A 15,549-nucleotide genomic window follows, 5' to 3' on the forward strand; every position below is an offset into this window, starting at 1 on the left:
GCGGTCACACCTGCCGCACTGTGACGCCCGCCGAGGTCAGCGCGCCGACCGCGTCCTGCGGCGCGGAGCCGTCCGTGACGACGGCGTGCAGCGCGCCGGCGGGGGCGACGAAGGCGAGGGCGGTGCGGGTGAGCTTGGCGCCCTCCGTGACTGCGATGACGCGGCGGGCGGAGGCGATCGCGGCCCGTTTCACGGCGGCGTCGTCCAGGTCGTAGGCCGTGAGGCCGTTGGCCGCGTTCAGCCCGCAGCAGCCGATCACGGCGGTGTCGAAGCGCAGCGCGGCCAGCGAGGCCTCCGTCAGCGGACCGGTGAGGGCCAGTTCGCCGGGCCGCGGCCGCCCGCCGGGGACGAGCAGGGTCAGGTGCGGGGCCCCGGTCAGGGCGTTCACGGAGTGCAGGGACAGGGGCATCACCGTCAGCCGGCGCTGTTCGAGCGCCCGGGCCACCTCCAGGCAGGTCGTACCGCTGTCCAGGACGACGGCCTCACCGTCGGCGATCAGTCCCGCGACCTCGGCTGCGATGCGCCGCTTCGCCTCCTGGCCCTCCTGGGACCTGAGCCCGAAAGGCGGCTCCTCACCGCGCAGCAGCAGGCTCCGCGCCCCGCCCCGGTAGCGCTCCAGGACACCCTGGGCGGCCAGGACCTCCAGGTCGCGGCGGACGGTCATCTCCGAGGCGCCCGTGAGGGCGGCGAGTTCGGCGACGCCGAGGCGTCCGGCCTCCTGCACGGCCTCGGTGATCTGCCTGAGTCGGTCGGTACCAGCCATGATCTGCATTGAACAATGCAGACGTTCGAAAAGCAAGGTTTCGAAACCAATATCTGTTCGCTATGTTCGATCCGTGAACAGAACACCTCGGGCCGCGCGGATGGCCACCTTCGCCTACTTCGTGCTGAACGGCTTCGTGCTGGGGATGTGGATCGTGCACATCCCGGAGATCGAGCACCGCACCGGCATCGGCCACGCCACCCTCGGCTGGCTCCTGCTGCTGCTCGGCGCGGGGGCCTTCGCGGGCATGCAGGTCGTCGGCCCGCTCACCGACCGCCTCGGTGCCCGTACGGTCGTGCCGGTCGGCGCGGCACTGTGCAGCGCCACGCTCGTCCTGCCGGGTCTGGCCGGCGACGCCTGGGCCCTGGGGGCGGCCCTCCTGCTGCTGGGCATCGGCAACGGGAGTCTGGACGTCAGCATGAACGCCCACGCCGTCCAGGTCGAGCACGCCTACGGACGGCCCGTCATGTCGGCCTTCCACGCGGCCTTCTCCATCGGCGGCGTCCTGGCCGCACTGGTGGGCGCTCGCACCCTGACCGAGGGCTGGAACCCGGCCTGGACGCTGGGCGCCGTGGGGGCGCTGGGCGTCGTGGTCGCGGTCGCGGCGGCACCCGCCCTGCTGCGGCCCGCGGCCCGAGTCCAGGAGGCGGTGGACGCCGGCCCGACGGTCCGCCGGCGGACGCCGCAGCGCATCTGGGCCCTCGCCGTACTCGCACTGATGATCATGATGTGCGAGGGAGTGGCGAACGACTGGAGCACGCTGCACCTGAGCACGGTGCTGGACGCGCCGGCCGCCACCGCCGCACTCGCCTACGGGGCCTTCGCCACCGCCATGACGGTCGGCCGGTTCGTCGTGGACCGGCTGGCGGCGCGGGTCGGCCCGCCGCCGTCCTGCGGGGCGGCGCCTCGGTGGCCGCGGCCGGGCTGCTGGTGGCGGCCCTGTCGCCCTGGGTACCCCTGGCGGTGGCCGGCTGGGCCGTGTTCGGCGCCGGACTGTCCGGCTGCGTGCCCCAGTTGTTCAGCGCGGCCGGCCACACCGATCCCGCCGCGGCGGGCGCCAACGTGTCCCGCGTCGCCGGACTCGGCTACCTCGGCATGCTCGCGGGCCCGGCGGTCATCGGCCCGCTGACCCACCTGATGCCGCTCAACATCACCTTTCTGCTGCCCGTGGCATGCTGTGCCGTCGCGGCCGGGGCGGCGGGCATCCTGCGCCCGCCCGCCCGCACCGCCCCGACGCACCAGGAGGTCCCGACGGCATGACCGGCACCGACCGCACCGCCTCGGGCCCCGTCGCGACCGAGCCGTTCACCGCGAACTGCGACGGCGAGTGGCTCGCTTGCACGACGGCGCGCCCGCTCACCGCGCACCGGGACCCGGAAGGACCGCTGACGGCCGTCGTCCTGCACGGCGGGGGAAACAGTGACAGGCAGCGGCTCACCGGACTCCTCACCGACGTCGCCGACCGGGGGCACCACGCGCTCTCCCTCGACTTCTCGGGGCACGGCGACAGCACCGGCCTGCTCGCACGCTCCAGCCTGCGCCGGCGGTTCCTCCAGGCCCGGGCGGTCATCGACGGGCACGTCCCGACCCGGCACCGCCTGGCCGTGATCGGCTTCAGCATGAGCGGGCAGACCGTCGCCGACCTGACGCGGCACTACGGCGCCCGGGTGGCTTCCGTCGGCCTGTGCGCACCGGCCGTGTACGCGGCCGAGGCGTGGACCGTGCCGTTCGGGGAGGGCTTCACCGAGATCATCCGGACACCGGAGAGCTGGCGCAGCTCGCCCGCCCTCGATGTCCTCCGCTCCCTGTCGTGCCGGGCGGTGCTGGCGACGCCGGCCGCCGACGCGGTGATCCCACCGGCCGTCACCGAGGCGGTCGCCGCCGCGCTCGGGGCCTCCCGCGCGCGCTTCACCCGGCTCACCTACCCGGACGCGGATCACCGGCTCGCCCTGTGGTTCACCGGCAACCCGGAGCCGCGCGGCCGCTTCGTCGACGCCGTCCTGCACGACGGGACGTGAACGTGAACGTCCGGGCCCGTCAGCCGCGTTCGTACGGCCGCAGCGCGGCCACCGAGCGGCGGACGGCCTCGGCGTGCCCGAACAGCCCGGGCAGGCCGCCGGTGTGCAGGAAGACCGTGCGCTGTCCGCGGCGGATGTCGCCGTCGCGCACGGCGGCTGCGAGGCCGGCCATGGCGCGCCCGGTGTAGGTGGGGTCCAGGGCGACGCCCTCCGTGGCCGCCGCCGTCCGCATCGCGTCCAGGACCGGTTCGTGGAGCGTCGCGTAGCCGGCGCCGACCTGGTCCGTGCGGATGCGCAGCGCCTCCGGGGCGACCGGGCGGCGGGTGACCGCCCCCGTCAGGTCCGCGACGATCGCGGCGGGATCGGTCACGGCGCCGCAGTGGACGCCGAGCACCCGCTCCTCGCCCAGCGCGGCGACGAGACCGGCCATGGTGCCGCCGGAACCGAGTGCCACCACCACATGGGCGACGTCGGGCAGTTGGGCGCGGAGCTCCTCGCCGCCCTCGACGTAACCGCGGGCGCCGACCGGGCTGGAACCACCGAAGGGGATGAGGTGGGGCAGCGCGCCCTCGCCGCGCAGTCGACCACAGACGTCCTCGGCGACGTCCGCGAGGCCGGCGGGCTCGGCGTCGCCGGCCCAGACGACCCGGGCGCCGAAGAGCCCGTCGAGAACGAGGTTGCCGGTGCCGGCCCCGGCCTCGGGTTCCTTCCCGGGGAAGACGAGGACGACGTCGAGGCCGAGGCGCGCACCGGCCGCGGCGGTCAGGCGCGCGTGGTTGCTCTGCGCCGCGCCGACCGTCACCAGGGTGTCCGCGCCCGCGTCGAGCGCCTCGCCGACCGTCCACTCCAGCTTGCGGACCTTGTTGCCGCCGCCGCCCAGCCCGGTGAGGTCGTCGCGCTTGATCCACAGGTCGTCCGCGTCCAGGCCGAGTGCGGCGGCCAGCCGCGGCACCGGCTCGACGGGGGTGGGCCAGGCGGACAGCGTGATCTTGCCGGGCATCGGCTGCGCTCCAGGGTGTGACGGCGGCGGTGACCGGCGCTCCGGGACGCCGGTGGACCCATTGTGGTCGCTTCCGGCGGACACGCCGCTCCGGGAGGGAGGACGGGGGGCGCGGTGGCTGCCGTCACGGGGTGGAGGGACACTCGAAGTCTCCCCCTGAGGAGGTGGGATCGCCGTGAGTGAGTTCGAGCGCTCCATGAACATGACGGCCTCAGCGGACCGTGTCTTCGACCGGGCGGAGGACCTCGGCAGCATCGAGTCCTGGCTCCCCGACGAACTGCACGTCCGGGCCGCCGAACCGCCCGCCGTCACCGTGCACGACGACGACACGGGCCGGGACGCGGCCGCGCTCTTCCGGGCCGACCGCGCGCACAAGCGCCTCGAGTGGGGCACCCGTGAGGACGACCGCTACGCGGGGTGGCTGCAGGTGGACCGTACCGATGAGCGGACCAGCGAGGTGACGATCCATCTGACGTTCTCCGACGAGACCCTGGCGCCCCCGGAGGGCGTCGTCGACCGGGCACTGGACGACAGCCTGCACCGTCTGTCGCGCATGGTCACCGCGTGAGTCCGGCGGGGCGGCCGTGCGCCGGGGCCAACAGTCGGCGCGGACCGCTCCGCCGGTGCGGGGGGCGGCTGCCGGGCGAACGCTCGTCCCAGCGGACCCCGAGGCCCGTCCCTCGCTCCTCACCAACGTAGATCTCAGTTTGGACTGAGTCAAATCTTGACTGCGGCCGGGGCCTGCTCCGGACCACCGCGAACCGGGTTGCCTGGGACTGGGGGTACCAGGCACCCCCGCGTCCGGCGCAGCACACTGGGAGGATGGCGGCGACGGAATTCGGCAGAGCGGTGCGGCGGTGGCGTGAACGGGTGGCCCCCGAGGCGGCCGGGCTACCGGTCGGCGGGCACCGGCGCGCCCCTGGCCTGCGCCGGGAGGAACTGGCCCAGCTCGCGGGGATCTCCGTCGACTACGTGACCCGGCTCGAACAGGGCCGGGCCTCCCACCCCTCGGCCCAGGTCGTGGAGGCCCTGACCAGGGCGCTGCGGCTGTCCCCGGAGGAGCGCGGGCACCTGTTCCAGCTGGCCGGCCTGGCGCCCCCGGGACCGGACACCGTCCCCGCGTACATCACCCCCAGCGTCCAGCGGCTGCTCGACCGGTTGACCGGGACCCCGGTCGCCGTCTACGACGCCTCCTGGACGCTGCTGGTCGCCAATCCCCCGTACGCGGCGCTGATGGGCGATCCGTCAGGGTGGCGCGGCAACCAGCGCAACGGGGTGTGGAACCACTTCGTCGGCGGCGCCGGGCGGGTCCGGCGCACCCCCGAGTACCTGCCCGCCTTCGAATCGGCGCTCGTCGCCGACCTCCGCACGGCCGCCGACCGCTACCCGGCCGACCAGCAGGTGCGCCGGCTCGTCGCCGACCTGCGCGCGCACAGCGAGCGCTTCGCCGAGTTGTGGGACGCCGGCGCGGTCGGCCGGCACGAAGCCGCCCGCAAGACCGTCGACCACCCGCGCGTGGGCCCGCTGACGCTCGACTGCGACGTGCTCACCGTGACCGGCAGCGACCTGCGCATCATGGTGTACACGGCCGAACCCGGCTCCGAGGACGCCGACCGCCTGGCGCTGCTCACCGTCCTCGGCACCCAGGCACTCACCGGCTGACGGCGGCCAGCGACTCGAACGCGGTCGGGAACGGCCTGCGGGGCAGGAAGTCACGGATGCGCCGGGCGCACTCCGCCGCGGAGGCCTCGGTCGTATCGCACTCGAGGTCGTAGCGGCCGTGGGCGTGGACGAGGCCGAACTGGCGGGCCGCCAGGCCCTCGGGACGGTCCCCGCGCTCCCGTTCGCGCCGCCGGAGTTCCGCGAGCGAGCAGTGCACCCCGACCAGGACGACGTTCCTGTGCGGGAACAGCGCGAGGCAGTCCCGCAGGCGCCACGGCTCGCTGAGCACATGGTCGACCACGACGTTGTTGCCTCCGGCCGCCATGCCGGCGACCGCCCGGTGGAAGCCCCGCCAGGTGCGCCGCAGCACGCCCGGCAACTCCTCCGGGGCCACCTCGCGACGGGACCGCATGGCGTGGAAGGCGTCCACGGGCATGTGGAAGTACGTCCCGTCCAGGGTGAGCAGCAGTTCCCCGGCGATGCTCGACTTCCCCGAGCTGGACGTCCCGTTGAGGAAGACGATGAGGCCGCCGGACCCGGCGTCGGTGGCTGTGCCGGTTTCGGGCAACGCGCCTCCTCCGCCGCCGGACCGCCCGGGCCGTGGTGGGCGGTCGCCCTACGGCGTGTGCGTGCCGGGCGCGTTGGGGCTCGCCAACGGCTGGGGGGTGGGGGGAGGACCCACGATCCGGTCCTCCACTGCGGACAGGACGAGCATCAGCCCGAGCAGGAACACCGGCAGCCCGAGCACCAACGCGGCGATCATCGCAGATCCTCCGCGTACGGCAGGGGCGTTCGCCGGCAGCGGGCGAGCGGATCGGACGGACGGCGGCGGTCGTGGACACGGTGGGACACGGGGGACATGGGCACCTCCACTTCGGCGTCGAATGCCCGCCTTCCCCGCTTCGGGCGTTGTATGGGGGCGCCCGGGAACCCCCGCTCTCGCGTGCCGGTCCCGGGCGCGACGCCCGTCGGGTCAGTAGCGGAAGGCGTCGGGGCCGTCGAGCCGTCCGAAGCGCCGCGGGTGCGGGATCTGCTCCGGCCGCTGGGCCCAGCGGACACGGCGGCGCCGGGCACCTCCGTGCTCACCCCAGTAGAGGACCGCGACGACCCCGGCCGTCGCGCACAGCAACGCACCGACGGCGACGCTGTAGAGGGTGCCCGCCGAGATCGCCCCGACCACGGCGCCCAGCACGACTCCCAGCATTCCCGCACCGAAAACGAGCCTGCGAATCTTCAAATCCATGAAGAATCACTCCCTTTCGCAAGAACGCATTCCCCGGTGAACGTCCGTCAATCCAGGGATCGCCTTAACGAGTGACGCCCGGCCCGGGTTTGTGACGTCTCGTCCGCCATTCCCACCGAATTCCGCCACGACCGGGGAGCCGCGGGGTCAGCCGAGGGCGGACACGGCCGTGCGGTACAGGACTTCCTCGGCCCGGTCCCATGACCAGCCGTTCTCCACCACGAGCGTGCGCCAGCCGGTCGGGCCGAACCAGAACCAGAGCAGGTCGGCGGTCTCCTCGGGCGAGTAGCGCCGGGCGGGTGCGCTGACTTCCAGGAAATGCCGCGCGACCGCGCACAGCGCCTGCCGGTAGTCGGCGGTCGCCCTTTCCCACAGCGCCTCGCCGTTCTCGTGCACGGGCAGCGCCTTGTGAATCGCCTCGTGCGCCTTGAACTGACTCTCGTTGCCCGCCCGGGTGCCGCGGGCGAGCGCCTGGAGGACGCCCTCGGGCGTCCGCACGTCCAGGATGCGCGCGACGGCCTCCTCGTATCCGGAGCGGACGACGGCCTTGTCGACGATCCGGTCCAGGATGTCCGACTTGCTGCCGACGCTGGCGAAGACGGTCTTCGACGCGACGCCCGCCGCCGCCGCGATGTCCGCGACGGTCACCCGCCCGTAGCCGCGCTCGGCGAAGAGCAGCTCCGCGTGTTCCAGGATCAGCGCGCGCGTCCGCGCCGCGGCCTGTTCTCGGAGCGGGGAGACGTAAGCGCGCTTGGTGGACATGGCGGCATCCTACGCGATATCCATGCCGCTTTGACCTATCCAATCGGTCCTCTATAACCTCAATATCGGATGCGCGGCGCGCGCGTCCGGGTGAGACCGGCCCGCGGGACGGGCGGGCGAAAGGTGGGAACGATGGCGATGGACGCCAAGGACCTGGCCGAGGGGCTTTTCCGGATCCTCGAGACGGGCGACGCGGCACTGGCCGCCGAGGTCGTGGGCCCCGACAACCACAACCGCGAGGCGGCCGTCTCGCCCGCGGCCTGTTCGATACCCGGCCCTGCGGGCACGCTCGCCTCGGGCGCCTGGCTCCGCTCGGCCTTCAGCGACCTGCGCTTCCCGGTGCTGGGCATCGCCCGGAACGACGACCAGGTCTGGATCCGGCTGCGCATGCAGGGACGGCACACCGGACCGTTCGTGCGCTTCCGTGACGGCGTCCTCGACCAGGCGATCCCTCCCACGGGACGCGAGGTCGACTTCGAGCAGGTGCACCTGCTCGACATCCGCGACGGCAAGGTCGTCCGGCACGAGGCGCTGCGCGACGACGTGACGATGCTGGGTCAGCTCGGCGTCTTCCCCCCGTCACCCGCCGTCGCCCTGAGCATGATCGCCTGGAAGGTCTCCGGACGCGCCAAGCGGGCGGCCGACGAGGTCACGAGGCTGGCCGCCGAGGCGGCCGGGCAGGCGCGCGGCTGAGGCCGCGGGCAAGAGGCGGCGGCCCTGGGTCGCCTGGTACGGGGTCGCCGCCTCTTGCCCGGGGTCGCCGCACCCGCCTCAGCGGGGGCCCGAGGCGCCCCTCGCGAGCAGGAGCAGCGCGTCGACCAGGCTCTCCGCGGAGCTGCCGGTGGCCAGGCGGCGCATCTGCATGCCGAACACCAGGGCCACGACCGTCGACGCCGCCTCCTCCGCGTCCGGTACTCCGAGAGCGGTCAGGACCGACGCGGCGAGTCGGTCGTAGGCGGCGAAGCACTCGGCCGCGGCCTCCCGCAGCGCGGGGTCGCGGCCGGCCTGGACGTACAGCTCGAAGGGCGCGAGGTGCGTGCTGTCGAAGCCCGTCCCCTCGGCGACCTGCCCGACCAGCGCGGCGGCGCCCTTGAGGTCGATGCCCTCCTGCCGGCCCCGCGCGGCCAGTTCGGTGAAGCGGCCGGTCTCCTCCTCCACGAAGTGCAGCAGGCTCTCGCGCAGCAGGTCGTGCTGCGTGGCGAAGTGGTAGGTGACCGAGCCGAGGGACACCCCGGCCTCCTGCGCGATGCGCCGGTTGGTGACCGCGGCGACACCGTCCTGACCGATGATCCGCAGGACGGCGCTGATGATGTTCTGGCGGGTGCCGGCGGGGTTGGGCATGTCCGTCATTCTGTCACCGCGGCGGGGGCACGCTGCTCGTACCAGCGCTGATCGCTCTCCAGTTGCGCGGCGAGCGAGATCAGCAGGGGTTCGCTGTGGGCGGGCCCGAGGAGCTGGGCGCCCACCGGGAGACCGTCCCCGAAGCCCGCCGGGACGCTGATGCCGGGCCAGCCGAGCACGTTCCAGGGCCAGGCGTACGGGCAGGCCGCGATCACCGCCTTGTCGGTCCGCCGGCCCGACAGCTCCGTCATGGCGCCGACGGCAGGGGGCGGGGTCGCGGTGGCGGGGGTGAGCAGCACGTCGAAGCGGGAGAACACCTCCCCGATCCGGTGGTGCTGGCGCCCCTCCGCACGGCGGGCGCGGCGCAGGGCGGCCCCGGCGAGCAGGCGCCCGTTCCGGGAGGCCGCCAGGGTGCGGGGGTCGAGGAGCGTACGGTCCGGTACGCGGTCGCTCCACTGGCTGATGCCGGCGAACGCACGGGGCAGGAAGCTCAGCCCGATCAGGCCGTACCGCGGCTCGGCCTCCTCCACGTCGTGGCCCAGCCGGGCGAGGGCGTCGGCCAGCTCCGCGACCGCGCGGCGCACGGCCGGGTGGAGCGGGGCGCGGGCGGCGACGAACGGGGGCCGCCAGGACACCGCGATCCGCAGCCGGCCGGGGTCGCGTCCGGCCGCCTCGACGGCGGCGATGCCCGGGGGCCGGTGGATGTCGCCCGGGTGCTGCCCGGCGGCCGCGTCCAGCAGGAGGGCGGCATCGCCCACGGTGCGGGCGAGCGGGCCGTTGACGGTCAGGCCGTGGAAGGACTCGGCGTCCGGCCAGGTGGAGACCCGGCCGCGCTGCGGCTTGATGCCCACCAGGCGCGTCCACGCCGCGGGGATGCGGACCGAGCCCGCCCCGTCCGAGCCGAGCGCCGCGGCCACCACTCCGGCGGCCACCGCCGCCGCGGCGCCGCCCGAGGAACCCCCGGGCGTGTGGCCGAGGTCCCACGGGTTGCGGGTGGCACCAAAGGCGGGCCCCTCGGTGAACGGCCACTGCCCCAGTTCGCACGTGTTGGTCTTGCCGACGACGATCGCGCCGGCCGCGCGCAGCCGCCGTACCGCCTCCCCGTCCTCGGACTTGGCCGTGAAGGAACCGGCGCAGCCGAACGCGGTGGGTTCGCCCGCCAGGTCCGTGTCGTCCTTGATCGCGACGGGGACCCCCAGCAGCGGCAGCCGCTCGCCGCGCCCCAGCCGCCGGTCGGCCTCCTCGGCCTCCGCCAGCGCCGCCTCGGCGCGAACCCGGCGGAAGGCGTTGACGGTCGGCTGGGTGGCTTCGATGCGTTCGAGCACGGCGCCCACCAGTTCCGCCGCGGTGACATCGCCCTCGCGCAGCGCGCGGGCCTGCGCCGCGAGGCCCTCGGTACGGGCAGTGGACACGGCCGCCCCCTCTCCCTATTGTTCGTTCGAACGAACGAGACGGGAGGTTAGACGGATGCGCATCGCCGGTGCAACCGTTCTGCTCACGGGTGCCACGGGTGGCCTCGGCCAGGACATGGCACGCGAACTCGCGGCCAGGGGCGCTCGGTTGACCCTCAGCGGGCGCCGCGCCGACGTCCTCCGGCCCCTGGCGAAGAGCCTGGACGCGCGGGCCGTCCCCGCCGACCTCGCGGACCGGGCCGACGTGGAGCGGCTGGCCGCCGACTGCGCCGGCGTCGACGTCCTCGTGGCGAACGCCGCCCTGCCGAGCAGCGGCGACCTGCTGGACTACTCCCCCGACGAGCTCGACCGCGCCCTGATGGTGAACCTGCGCGCACCGCTCCTGCTCGCGCGGCTGCTGGCACCGGCCATGGTCGCTGCCAGGCGGGGCCACATCGTCCTCATCGGCTCGCTGTCGGGGAAGGCCGCGTCACGCTCCACCTCCCTGTACAACGCGACCAAGTTCGGCCTGCGCGGCTTCGCCCACGGCTTCCGCGAGGACCTGCACGGCACCGGTGTCGGGGTGTCGCTGGTCCAGCCCGGATTCGTCAGGGACGCGGGCATGTTCGCCGACACGGGCGTCAAGGCGCCCGCCGGGGCCAGGACGGTGACGCCGCGCCGCGTCACGGCGGGGGTCGTACGGGCCGTCGAGCGCAACCTCGGGGAGGTGAACGTGGCCCCGCCCGAGCTGCGCCTGCTCACCGCCGTCGCCGGGCAGTTCCCGGTGTTCGCGGCCCGGGTCCAGCGCCTCAGCGGATCGGCGGACCGCACGACGCGCGACATCGTGACGGCCCAGCGGCACCGCCGCTGACCGGCCGCACGCCACTGGCCCGGCCACCGGGTGTCCACCGGCGGCGCGGCCGGACCGTTCACATCTCCGGGTACCGGCGGCGCCGCCAGGTCCACGCGACGGCGGCGGCGGCCACCGCCCAGCCGACGAGCACCAGGTACGGGAAGGCGTACTGGTTGCCCTCGAAGTAGATCGCGTTGTGCTGGGCGTTCACCGAGGCCCCGGGGGGCAGCCAGCGGCCGACGGCCCCCAGCGGCTGGGGCAGCAGCAGCCAGGAGACCGCTCCGCCCGAGGACGGGTTGCCCAGCAGCACCATGAGCAGCCACGTCGGAAGGATGGCCCATTTGCCGAACAGCATGTAGAACGCCGTGAAGACCAGCCCGGAGGTCACCATCGTCAGGGTGAGGATCCCCCAGGACTCCGGGAAGGGCAGCCGCAGCACGTGCAGGCCCCAGTCCACCACCGCGACGATGGAGAGACTGCCGAGCATGGAGTACACGACGATCGTCAGGAAACGCTCCAGCGGTCTCAGCTCCGAGGCGTGCACGGTCAGCTGCACCGCACCCAGGAAGCCCACGATGACCGCCGCCAGCGTGATGTAGAAGATCGCGAGCCCCTGCGGATCGCCGGGTTGCAGTGGCCTGAGGTCGCCCAGGCTGAGCCGCACACCGGCCTCCGCGGCGGCCGCCGGGGCGGCCGCCGCCAGGACGCGGGCCACCGAGGCCCCCGCGGCCGGCACCAGGTCGAACGAGACCGCACCGCCACCGGCCCTCGTCTGCACCACGGCGAACACATGCTGCCGGTCGACGGCGTCGACGGCTGCCGCGCGCGTGGCGAAGCGCCGCTGCACCAGCTGGGTGCTCAGGTCCGAGTCCATCCGCGCCACGAACTCGCGCAGCTGCGGGGAGTCGTCGACGACGCCGATCGGGACGTGATGCGGCGTCGGATGCGCCATGGCGAAGCTGTACGAACCGGCGAACAGCCCCGCTCCCACCGCCAGCAGCAGGACGATGACCACGGCCGGCCGGAAACGTGACAATCCGGAGGGGTGAGTCATCGGCATACCCTCATCGCGCCCTCCGAAAGGCCGGGCCCCCTCCCCGGCGGCGTCACGCCGGGGCCTGGGCTGCGGGGCGAACCCGCCGCCCAAGTTACTGCCGGTGATCCACCCCCGCGACCTGACGGGGGACGCCTCCCGGCGCACCGGCGTGGCGGGCGCGGGAGCCGTCCGGTCAGGCGGGGGCGGCCTCCAGGGCCCGGACGGCCCAGTCGAGTGCGGGCCCGCGGCTCTCGAGGACGGGCCAGCCGTTGATCACCGCGAGCAGCCGGGCGTACCGGTCCCGGCGCGGGTCGGACGCGGTCCGCAGCCGGGTCAGCAGCCGTCGCCGGAGCTCGGTGCCGTCCTCGGTGCCGAGGAGGTCCGCGTACTCCGCGGCGACGGCCGCGACGACCGGGCGTGCCCGGTCGGAGACGGGGTCGACGCCGGCGGCCACGGCGATTCCGGCCTGTTCGCCGGCCGAGGCGACGACGTCGCGGCGCGGCGTCGTCGTCCCGGCCCGCGCGCGGTCGGCGGCGTGCTCCTCGACCGCCCGGCGCATCACGGCCCGGAATCCGGGGTCGCGGGACAGTTCGGCCAGCTCCACCCAGGCCTGGACCTGGTCGGGGTGGGGCTCCTCGGGCAGCGCCGGGGTGAGGGTACGGCGCAGGCCCGCGAACGCGGGGGCGTCCGCGGGATCGCCGGGGGCGCCGAGGACGGCGTCGAGGAAGTCGTCGATGAGCCGGTCGCGTTCCTCCGCGGACAGCCTGGCCAGTTCGTGCATGAGCTCCGTCTCCTCCGGGGTGGACCCGCGCCGGGCCACGGCCGTCAGCACCGCGCGCCGCAGCCGCAGGGTGCGGATCTGCGCCTCCAGGGCCGCGGCGTGAGCTGCCGCGACCTCGGGAAGGGACAGCTCCCGGTCCACGACCCGCCGGATCGTGGCCAGGTCGAGTCCCAGGTCGCGCAGGGTCCGCACCGTTTCCAGCCGGACCAGGGCCGCGCCGTCGTAGCGGCGGTAGCCGGCCGGACTGCGCCCGGCCGGCGTCACGATCCCCCGGTCGGAGTAGAAGCGGATGGTCTTGACCGTCAGCCCGGTGCGCCGGGCCAGGTCTCCGATCGAGTAGTGCGCGTCGCCGTTCACACCCCCACTCTTCCGTCTCCCCCTGAGGGAGACTCAAGCTCCCGCGCGGACCGCGACGGCCCGTGCCGCCTCCGCGATCTCGCCCCGGCGGGTCGCGCCGGTGAGCGGATCGCTCGGCGCGTAGCGCACGGCGACGCCGTACTGCGCGCAGCGGGCGGCGATGGCGGGGCAGGCGCGTTCCGCGAGGGCCGCGATGGTCAGGGAGGGATTGACGGTGAGGGAGGTGGGGACGGCCGCACCGTCCGTCACGAAGAGGCCGGGGTGGGTGCGCAGCTCGTTGAGCTCGGTCAGCGCGGAGACCGCGGCGGAGTCGCCGAGCCGGCAGGAGGCGAGGGGGTGGGCGGTCACCGTGCCCGCCACATCCTCGCTCCACGGGCGGACGGTGGCGAGGCCGTCCCGTTCCAGCACCGCCCGCGCGTACGTGTCGGCCTCGGACCAGCCGCGCCGCGTGCCGGCCGTCGGTGCGAAACGCATGGTGCCGAGACCCAGCCCGTTGGCCAGGCGGGTGAAACTGCCGGTGAGAGGCGGCACGCCGAAGCTGCCCTCGGCCTCGTCCTCGGTCATGGCGAGCACGGTGAGCCAGGAGCGCCAGCGGGCCCGCATCTGCTTCTTGGCGACACCCGACCAGCGCCCCGCGGCGGTCTGGGCCAGGGAGTTGGTGACGGTCGGGAAGTAGATCTGCTGGAGAGTGAAGCGGGAGAACTGCGGGGCGCTCGCGTCGAGACGGTCGAAGGACGCCGCGGTGATCGGCATCCCGATGTGCAGGGCCTCGTACGCCACGGACGCGCTGCGCGACAGCCCGAGCAGGGAACGGACCTTGCCCTCGTCCATCTCCGCGACGCTGACCCGGTCGCCGTTGCCGGAGAAGTAGCCGCCGACGGCGGGCGGGACTCCCCCCAGCGCGAGCGCCGAACGCTGCAGCAGGACCGGTGTGCCGACCGCGCCCGCGGCCAGCACCAGGACCTTGGTGTGGAGGGTGCCCGCGCCGGTGGGGCAGGTGTAGTCCGCCGGGTCCACGGTGGTGTAGTCCACGGCGTAGCGGTATCCGGGCACCGTGGACGGGCGGATCAGCTGCACCTCGTGCAGGGGGCGGATCTCGGCGCCGTGCGATTCCGCGGCGGGCAGGTAGTTGAGCAGCATGGAGCGCTTGGCGCCGAAACGGCAGCCCGAGAGCATCCAGTTGCAGTCGGTGCACCTGGCCCGGTCGACCGCGACCGGCACCGGGTTGCAGGTGTGCCCGGCGCGGTCACAGGCGGCGGCCAGCACCCCGCCCGCGTAGGAGACGTCGGGCCAGTCGAGCTTCGTCACCGGCAGCGCCTGCTCGACCTGCTCGTACCAGGGGTCGAGGGCGGCGCGGCTGAGGGAGGCGGGCCACAGCCGCCGTCCGGCCGCGTCGCGCCGGTCGAAGACGAAGGACGGCGCGCGCAGCGACGCGGCGAAGTAGACGACGCTGCCGCCGCCCACGCAGTTGCCCGCGACGACCGAGATGCCGTCGCCCTTGATCACGTCGACGATGCGGGGGTAGGCGCCGAGGCTGAGGTCGTGGGTGAACTCCTCGGTGGCAAGGCGCGGTCCGCGCTCGAGGACGGTCACCCGGGCGCCCGCGGCGGCGAGGTGGTAGGCGGGTATCGCGCCGCCGAAGCCGCTGCCGATGACGAGGACATCGGTGGTCTGGGGGCTCATGCGGGGCTCCCGGAGGGGGTGGTGGCGGGGTGCGGCTCGGCGAGCGCCGTGCCGTAGGAGTGGGCCGGGAAGCGCCAGAGGCCGTCGGCGTCGGGCGGCGGGAATCCGGTCCACACCAGGCCGGGGTGGCCCTCCGCGAGGGCCTGCGCGGTGTGGCGGTGGGCGGCGGTGTCGAAGGCCAGGCCGACGAGGAAGGCGAGCAGTTGCCAGACGGGGCGGTCGAGGTCGTCGGCCCGGAAGAGCCCGGCGACCAGGTTCGTGCGATGGTCGAAGGAGAGGCCGACGAAGGGCGGGCGGTCGATCGGGAGCAGGATGAGCCGGCTGACCGCGTAGGCGGTGGCGCGGGCGTCCAGCAGTGCCGCGATGCCCGGCAGGAGCGCGTTCAGCGGGAGGTCGGGCGAGGTCAGCAGGGCGATCGCGCCGGCCTGTACGGCGCCCGGGCCGGGTGCGGCGCCGGCGATGGCGTGGTCGGAGGACGAGCGCCGCTCCCCCGGCACGAGGGTGTCGGCGAAGGCCTCCAGGGTGGAGACCGGCCAGGAGCCGAGCGTGGCGGCCTCGGCGGGGGCCGCCGCCGTGCCCAGCGCGGGCAGGGCGGCGACGGCGGCGGCCAGGCCGCGCAGCACCGCGCGCCGGTCGATGCCGGGAGGGGGCTCCATCGG

At 74.5% G+C, this 15,549-nt stretch carries 17 protein-coding genes and 1 pseudogene; 6 read left to right on the plus strand and 12 right to left on the minus strand.

The genetic code is table 11. From position 1 onward, the window contains the following. Window positions 1-4: 4 nt before the first annotated feature. A complete protein-coding gene (locus ACFW3D_RS23885; protein WP_500506826.1) occupies window positions 5-763 on the minus strand; it encodes a DeoR/GlpR family DNA-binding transcription regulator in 759 nt (252 codons plus the stop codon). Between the two features lie 73 nt (window positions 764-836). Here ACFW3D_RS23885 and ACFW3D_RS23890 point away from each other — a divergent pair. Both ACFW3D_RS23890 and ACFW3D_RS23895 read left to right on the plus strand, forming a co-directional pair. Continuing rightward, window positions 837-2,023 (plus strand): annotated as a pseudogene (locus ACFW3D_RS23890) (MFS transporter). Further along, on the plus strand, window positions 2,020-2,781 hold the full coding sequence (locus tag ACFW3D_RS23895; RefSeq protein ID WP_500506828.1) for an alpha/beta hydrolase: 762 nt from the start codon (window positions 2,020-2,022) through the stop codon (window positions 2,779-2,781). Before ACFW3D_RS23890 ends, ACFW3D_RS23895 begins: the two are co-directional and overlap by 4 nt. A gap of 19 nt (window positions 2,782-2,800) precedes the next feature. Here ACFW3D_RS23895 and ACFW3D_RS23900 read toward each other — a convergent pair whose 3' ends face one another. Continuing rightward, a complete protein-coding gene (locus ACFW3D_RS23900; protein WP_500506830.1) occupies window positions 2,801-3,781 on the minus strand; it encodes a D-cysteine desulfhydrase family protein in 981 nt (326 codons plus the stop codon). A gap of 175 nt (window positions 3,782-3,956) precedes the next feature. On the opposite strand from ACFW3D_RS23900, the gene ACFW3D_RS23905 reads away from it, so the two are divergent. Together ACFW3D_RS23905 and ACFW3D_RS23910 are read left to right on the plus strand one after the other, a co-directional pair. Continuing rightward, complete coding sequence (locus ACFW3D_RS23905; RefSeq protein ID WP_500506832.1) at window positions 3,957-4,349, plus strand: SRPBCC family protein; 393 nt, start codon at window positions 3,957-3,959, stop codon at window positions 4,347-4,349. A gap of 254 nt (window positions 4,350-4,603) precedes the next feature. Then, complete coding sequence (locus ACFW3D_RS23910) at window positions 4,604-5,443, plus strand: helix-turn-helix transcriptional regulator (RefSeq protein ID WP_500506834.1); 840 nt, start codon at window positions 4,604-4,606, stop codon at window positions 5,441-5,443. On the opposite strand, the gene ACFW3D_RS23915 is transcribed toward ACFW3D_RS23910, so the two are convergent. The 4 genes from ACFW3D_RS23915 to ACFW3D_RS23930 form a co-directional block, all read right to left on the minus strand. Beyond that, on the minus strand, window positions 5,433-6,011 hold the full coding sequence (locus ACFW3D_RS23915) for a chloramphenicol phosphotransferase CPT family protein (RefSeq protein ID WP_500506836.1): 579 nt from the start codon (window positions 6,009-6,011) through the stop codon (window positions 5,433-5,435). The genes ACFW3D_RS23910 and ACFW3D_RS23915 overlap by 11 nt on opposite strands. Before the next feature lie 48 nt (window positions 6,012-6,059). After that, complete coding sequence (locus tag ACFW3D_RS23920; protein WP_500506838.1) at window positions 6,060-6,206, minus strand: hypothetical protein; 147 nt, start codon at window positions 6,204-6,206, stop codon at window positions 6,060-6,062. 210 nt (window positions 6,207-6,416) lie between these two features. Then, the gene (locus ACFW3D_RS23925) at window positions 6,417-6,686 is read right to left on the minus strand and encodes a hypothetical protein (protein WP_500506840.1); all 270 of its coding nucleotides are present in this window, start codon (window positions 6,684-6,686) and stop codon (window positions 6,417-6,419) included. A gap of 147 nt (window positions 6,687-6,833) precedes the next feature. Further along, a complete protein-coding gene (locus tag ACFW3D_RS23930; RefSeq protein ID WP_500506842.1) occupies window positions 6,834-7,448 on the minus strand; it encodes a TetR/AcrR family transcriptional regulator in 615 nt (204 codons plus the stop codon). 132 nt (window positions 7,449-7,580) lie between these two features. Between ACFW3D_RS23930 and ACFW3D_RS23935 the strand changes: the two genes are divergently transcribed. Beyond that, window positions 7,581-8,141, plus strand: a complete 561-nt coding sequence (locus tag ACFW3D_RS23935; protein ID WP_500506844.1) for an ester cyclase — start codon at window positions 7,581-7,583, stop codon at window positions 8,139-8,141. A 78-nt stretch (window positions 8,142-8,219) separates the two neighbouring features. On the opposite strand, the gene ACFW3D_RS23940 is transcribed toward ACFW3D_RS23935, so the two are convergent. Then, complete coding sequence (locus ACFW3D_RS23940) at window positions 8,220-8,789, minus strand: TetR/AcrR family transcriptional regulator (protein ID WP_500506846.1); 570 nt, start codon at window positions 8,787-8,789, stop codon at window positions 8,220-8,222. Between the two features lie 5 nt (window positions 8,790-8,794). Beyond that, complete coding sequence (locus tag ACFW3D_RS23945; RefSeq protein ID WP_500506848.1) at window positions 8,795-10,201, minus strand: amidase; 1,407 nt, start codon at window positions 10,199-10,201, stop codon at window positions 8,795-8,797. A gap of 55 nt (window positions 10,202-10,256) precedes the next feature. Between ACFW3D_RS23945 and ACFW3D_RS23950 the strand changes: the two genes are divergently transcribed. Further along, on the plus strand, window positions 10,257-11,051 hold the full coding sequence (locus ACFW3D_RS23950) for an SDR family NAD(P)-dependent oxidoreductase (RefSeq protein WP_500506850.1): 795 nt from the start codon (window positions 10,257-10,259) through the stop codon (window positions 11,049-11,051). Window positions 11,052-11,109: 58 nt separating this feature from the next. On the opposite strand, the gene ACFW3D_RS23955 is transcribed toward ACFW3D_RS23950, so the two are convergent. The 4 genes from ACFW3D_RS23955 to ACFW3D_RS23970 all read right to left on the minus strand — a co-directional run bounded on the left by ACFW3D_RS23955 (window position 11,110) and on the right by ACFW3D_RS23970 (window position 15,546). After that, window positions 11,110-12,087 carry an ABC transporter permease gene (locus ACFW3D_RS23955; protein WP_500506852.1) on the minus strand — a complete coding sequence of 326 codons (978 nt, stop codon included), beginning with the start codon at window positions 12,085-12,087 and terminating at the stop codon, window positions 11,110-11,112. 175 nt (window positions 12,088-12,262) lie between these two features. Continuing rightward, window positions 12,263-13,207, minus strand: coding sequence for a MerR family transcriptional regulator (locus ACFW3D_RS23960; protein ID WP_500506854.1), 945 nt, complete (start codon window positions 13,205-13,207; stop codon window positions 12,263-12,265). Window positions 13,208-13,240: 33 nt separating this feature from the next. After that, window positions 13,241-14,890: an FAD-dependent oxidoreductase gene (locus ACFW3D_RS23965; RefSeq protein ID WP_500506856.1), complete on the minus strand. Its 1,650-nt coding sequence runs from the start codon at window positions 14,888-14,890 to the stop codon at window positions 13,241-13,243. Next, window positions 14,887-15,546, minus strand: coding sequence for a DUF5987 family protein (locus ACFW3D_RS23970; RefSeq protein ID WP_500506858.1), 660 nt, complete (start codon window positions 15,544-15,546; stop codon window positions 14,887-14,889). Before ACFW3D_RS23970 ends, ACFW3D_RS23965 begins: the two co-directional genes overlap by 4 nt. Between the last annotated feature and the right edge of the window lie 3 nt (window positions 15,547-15,549).

It is taken from the genome of Streptomyces sp. NPDC058864, assembly GCF_042742985.1.
Classification (GTDB): domain Bacteria; phylum Actinomycetota; class Actinomycetes; order Streptomycetales; family Streptomycetaceae; genus Actinacidiphila.

Coding starts and splice junctions, on each gene's coding strand:
- ACFW3D_RS23885 (WP_500506826.1), bottom strand. CDS start 763: ATGGCTGGTACCGACCGACTCAGGCAGATCACCGAGGCCGTGCAGGAG.
- ACFW3D_RS23895 (WP_500506828.1), top strand. CDS start 2,020: ATGACCGGCACCGACCGCACCGCCTCGGGCCCCGTCGCGACCGAGCCG.
- ACFW3D_RS23900 (WP_500506830.1), bottom strand. CDS start 3,781: ATGCCCGGCAAGATCACGCTGTCCGCCTGGCCCACCCCCGTCGAGCCG.
- ACFW3D_RS23910 (WP_500506834.1), top strand. CDS start 4,604: ATGGCGGCGACGGAATTCGGCAGAGCGGTGCGGCGGTGGCGTGAACGG.
- ACFW3D_RS23920 (WP_500506838.1), bottom strand. CDS start 6,206: ATGATCGCCGCGTTGGTGCTCGGGCTGCCGGTGTTCCTGCTCGGGCTG.
- ACFW3D_RS23925 (WP_500506840.1), bottom strand. CDS start 6,686: ATGGATTTGAAGATTCGCAGGCTCGTTTTCGGTGCGGGAATGCTGGGA.
- ACFW3D_RS23930 (WP_500506842.1), bottom strand. CDS start 7,448: ATGTCCACCAAGCGCGCTTACGTCTCCCCGCTCCGAGAACAGGCCGCG.
- ACFW3D_RS23935 (WP_500506844.1), top strand. CDS start 7,581: ATGGCGATGGACGCCAAGGACCTGGCCGAGGGGCTTTTCCGGATCCTC.
- ACFW3D_RS23940 (WP_500506846.1), bottom strand. CDS start 8,789: ATGCCCAACCCCGCCGGCACCCGCCAGAACATCATCAGCGCCGTCCTG.
- ACFW3D_RS23950 (WP_500506850.1), top strand. CDS start 10,257: ATGCGCATCGCCGGTGCAACCGTTCTGCTCACGGGTGCCACGGGTGGC.
- ACFW3D_RS23955 (WP_500506852.1), bottom strand. CDS start 12,087: ATGACTCACCCCTCCGGATTGTCACGTTTCCGGCCGGCCGTGGTCATC.
- ACFW3D_RS23965 (WP_500506856.1), bottom strand. CDS start 14,890: ATGAGCCCCCAGACCACCGATGTCCTCGTCATCGGCAGCGGCTTCGGC.
- ACFW3D_RS23970 (WP_500506858.1), bottom strand. CDS start 15,546: ATGGAGCCCCCTCCCGGCATCGACCGGCGCGCGGTGCTGCGCGGCCTG.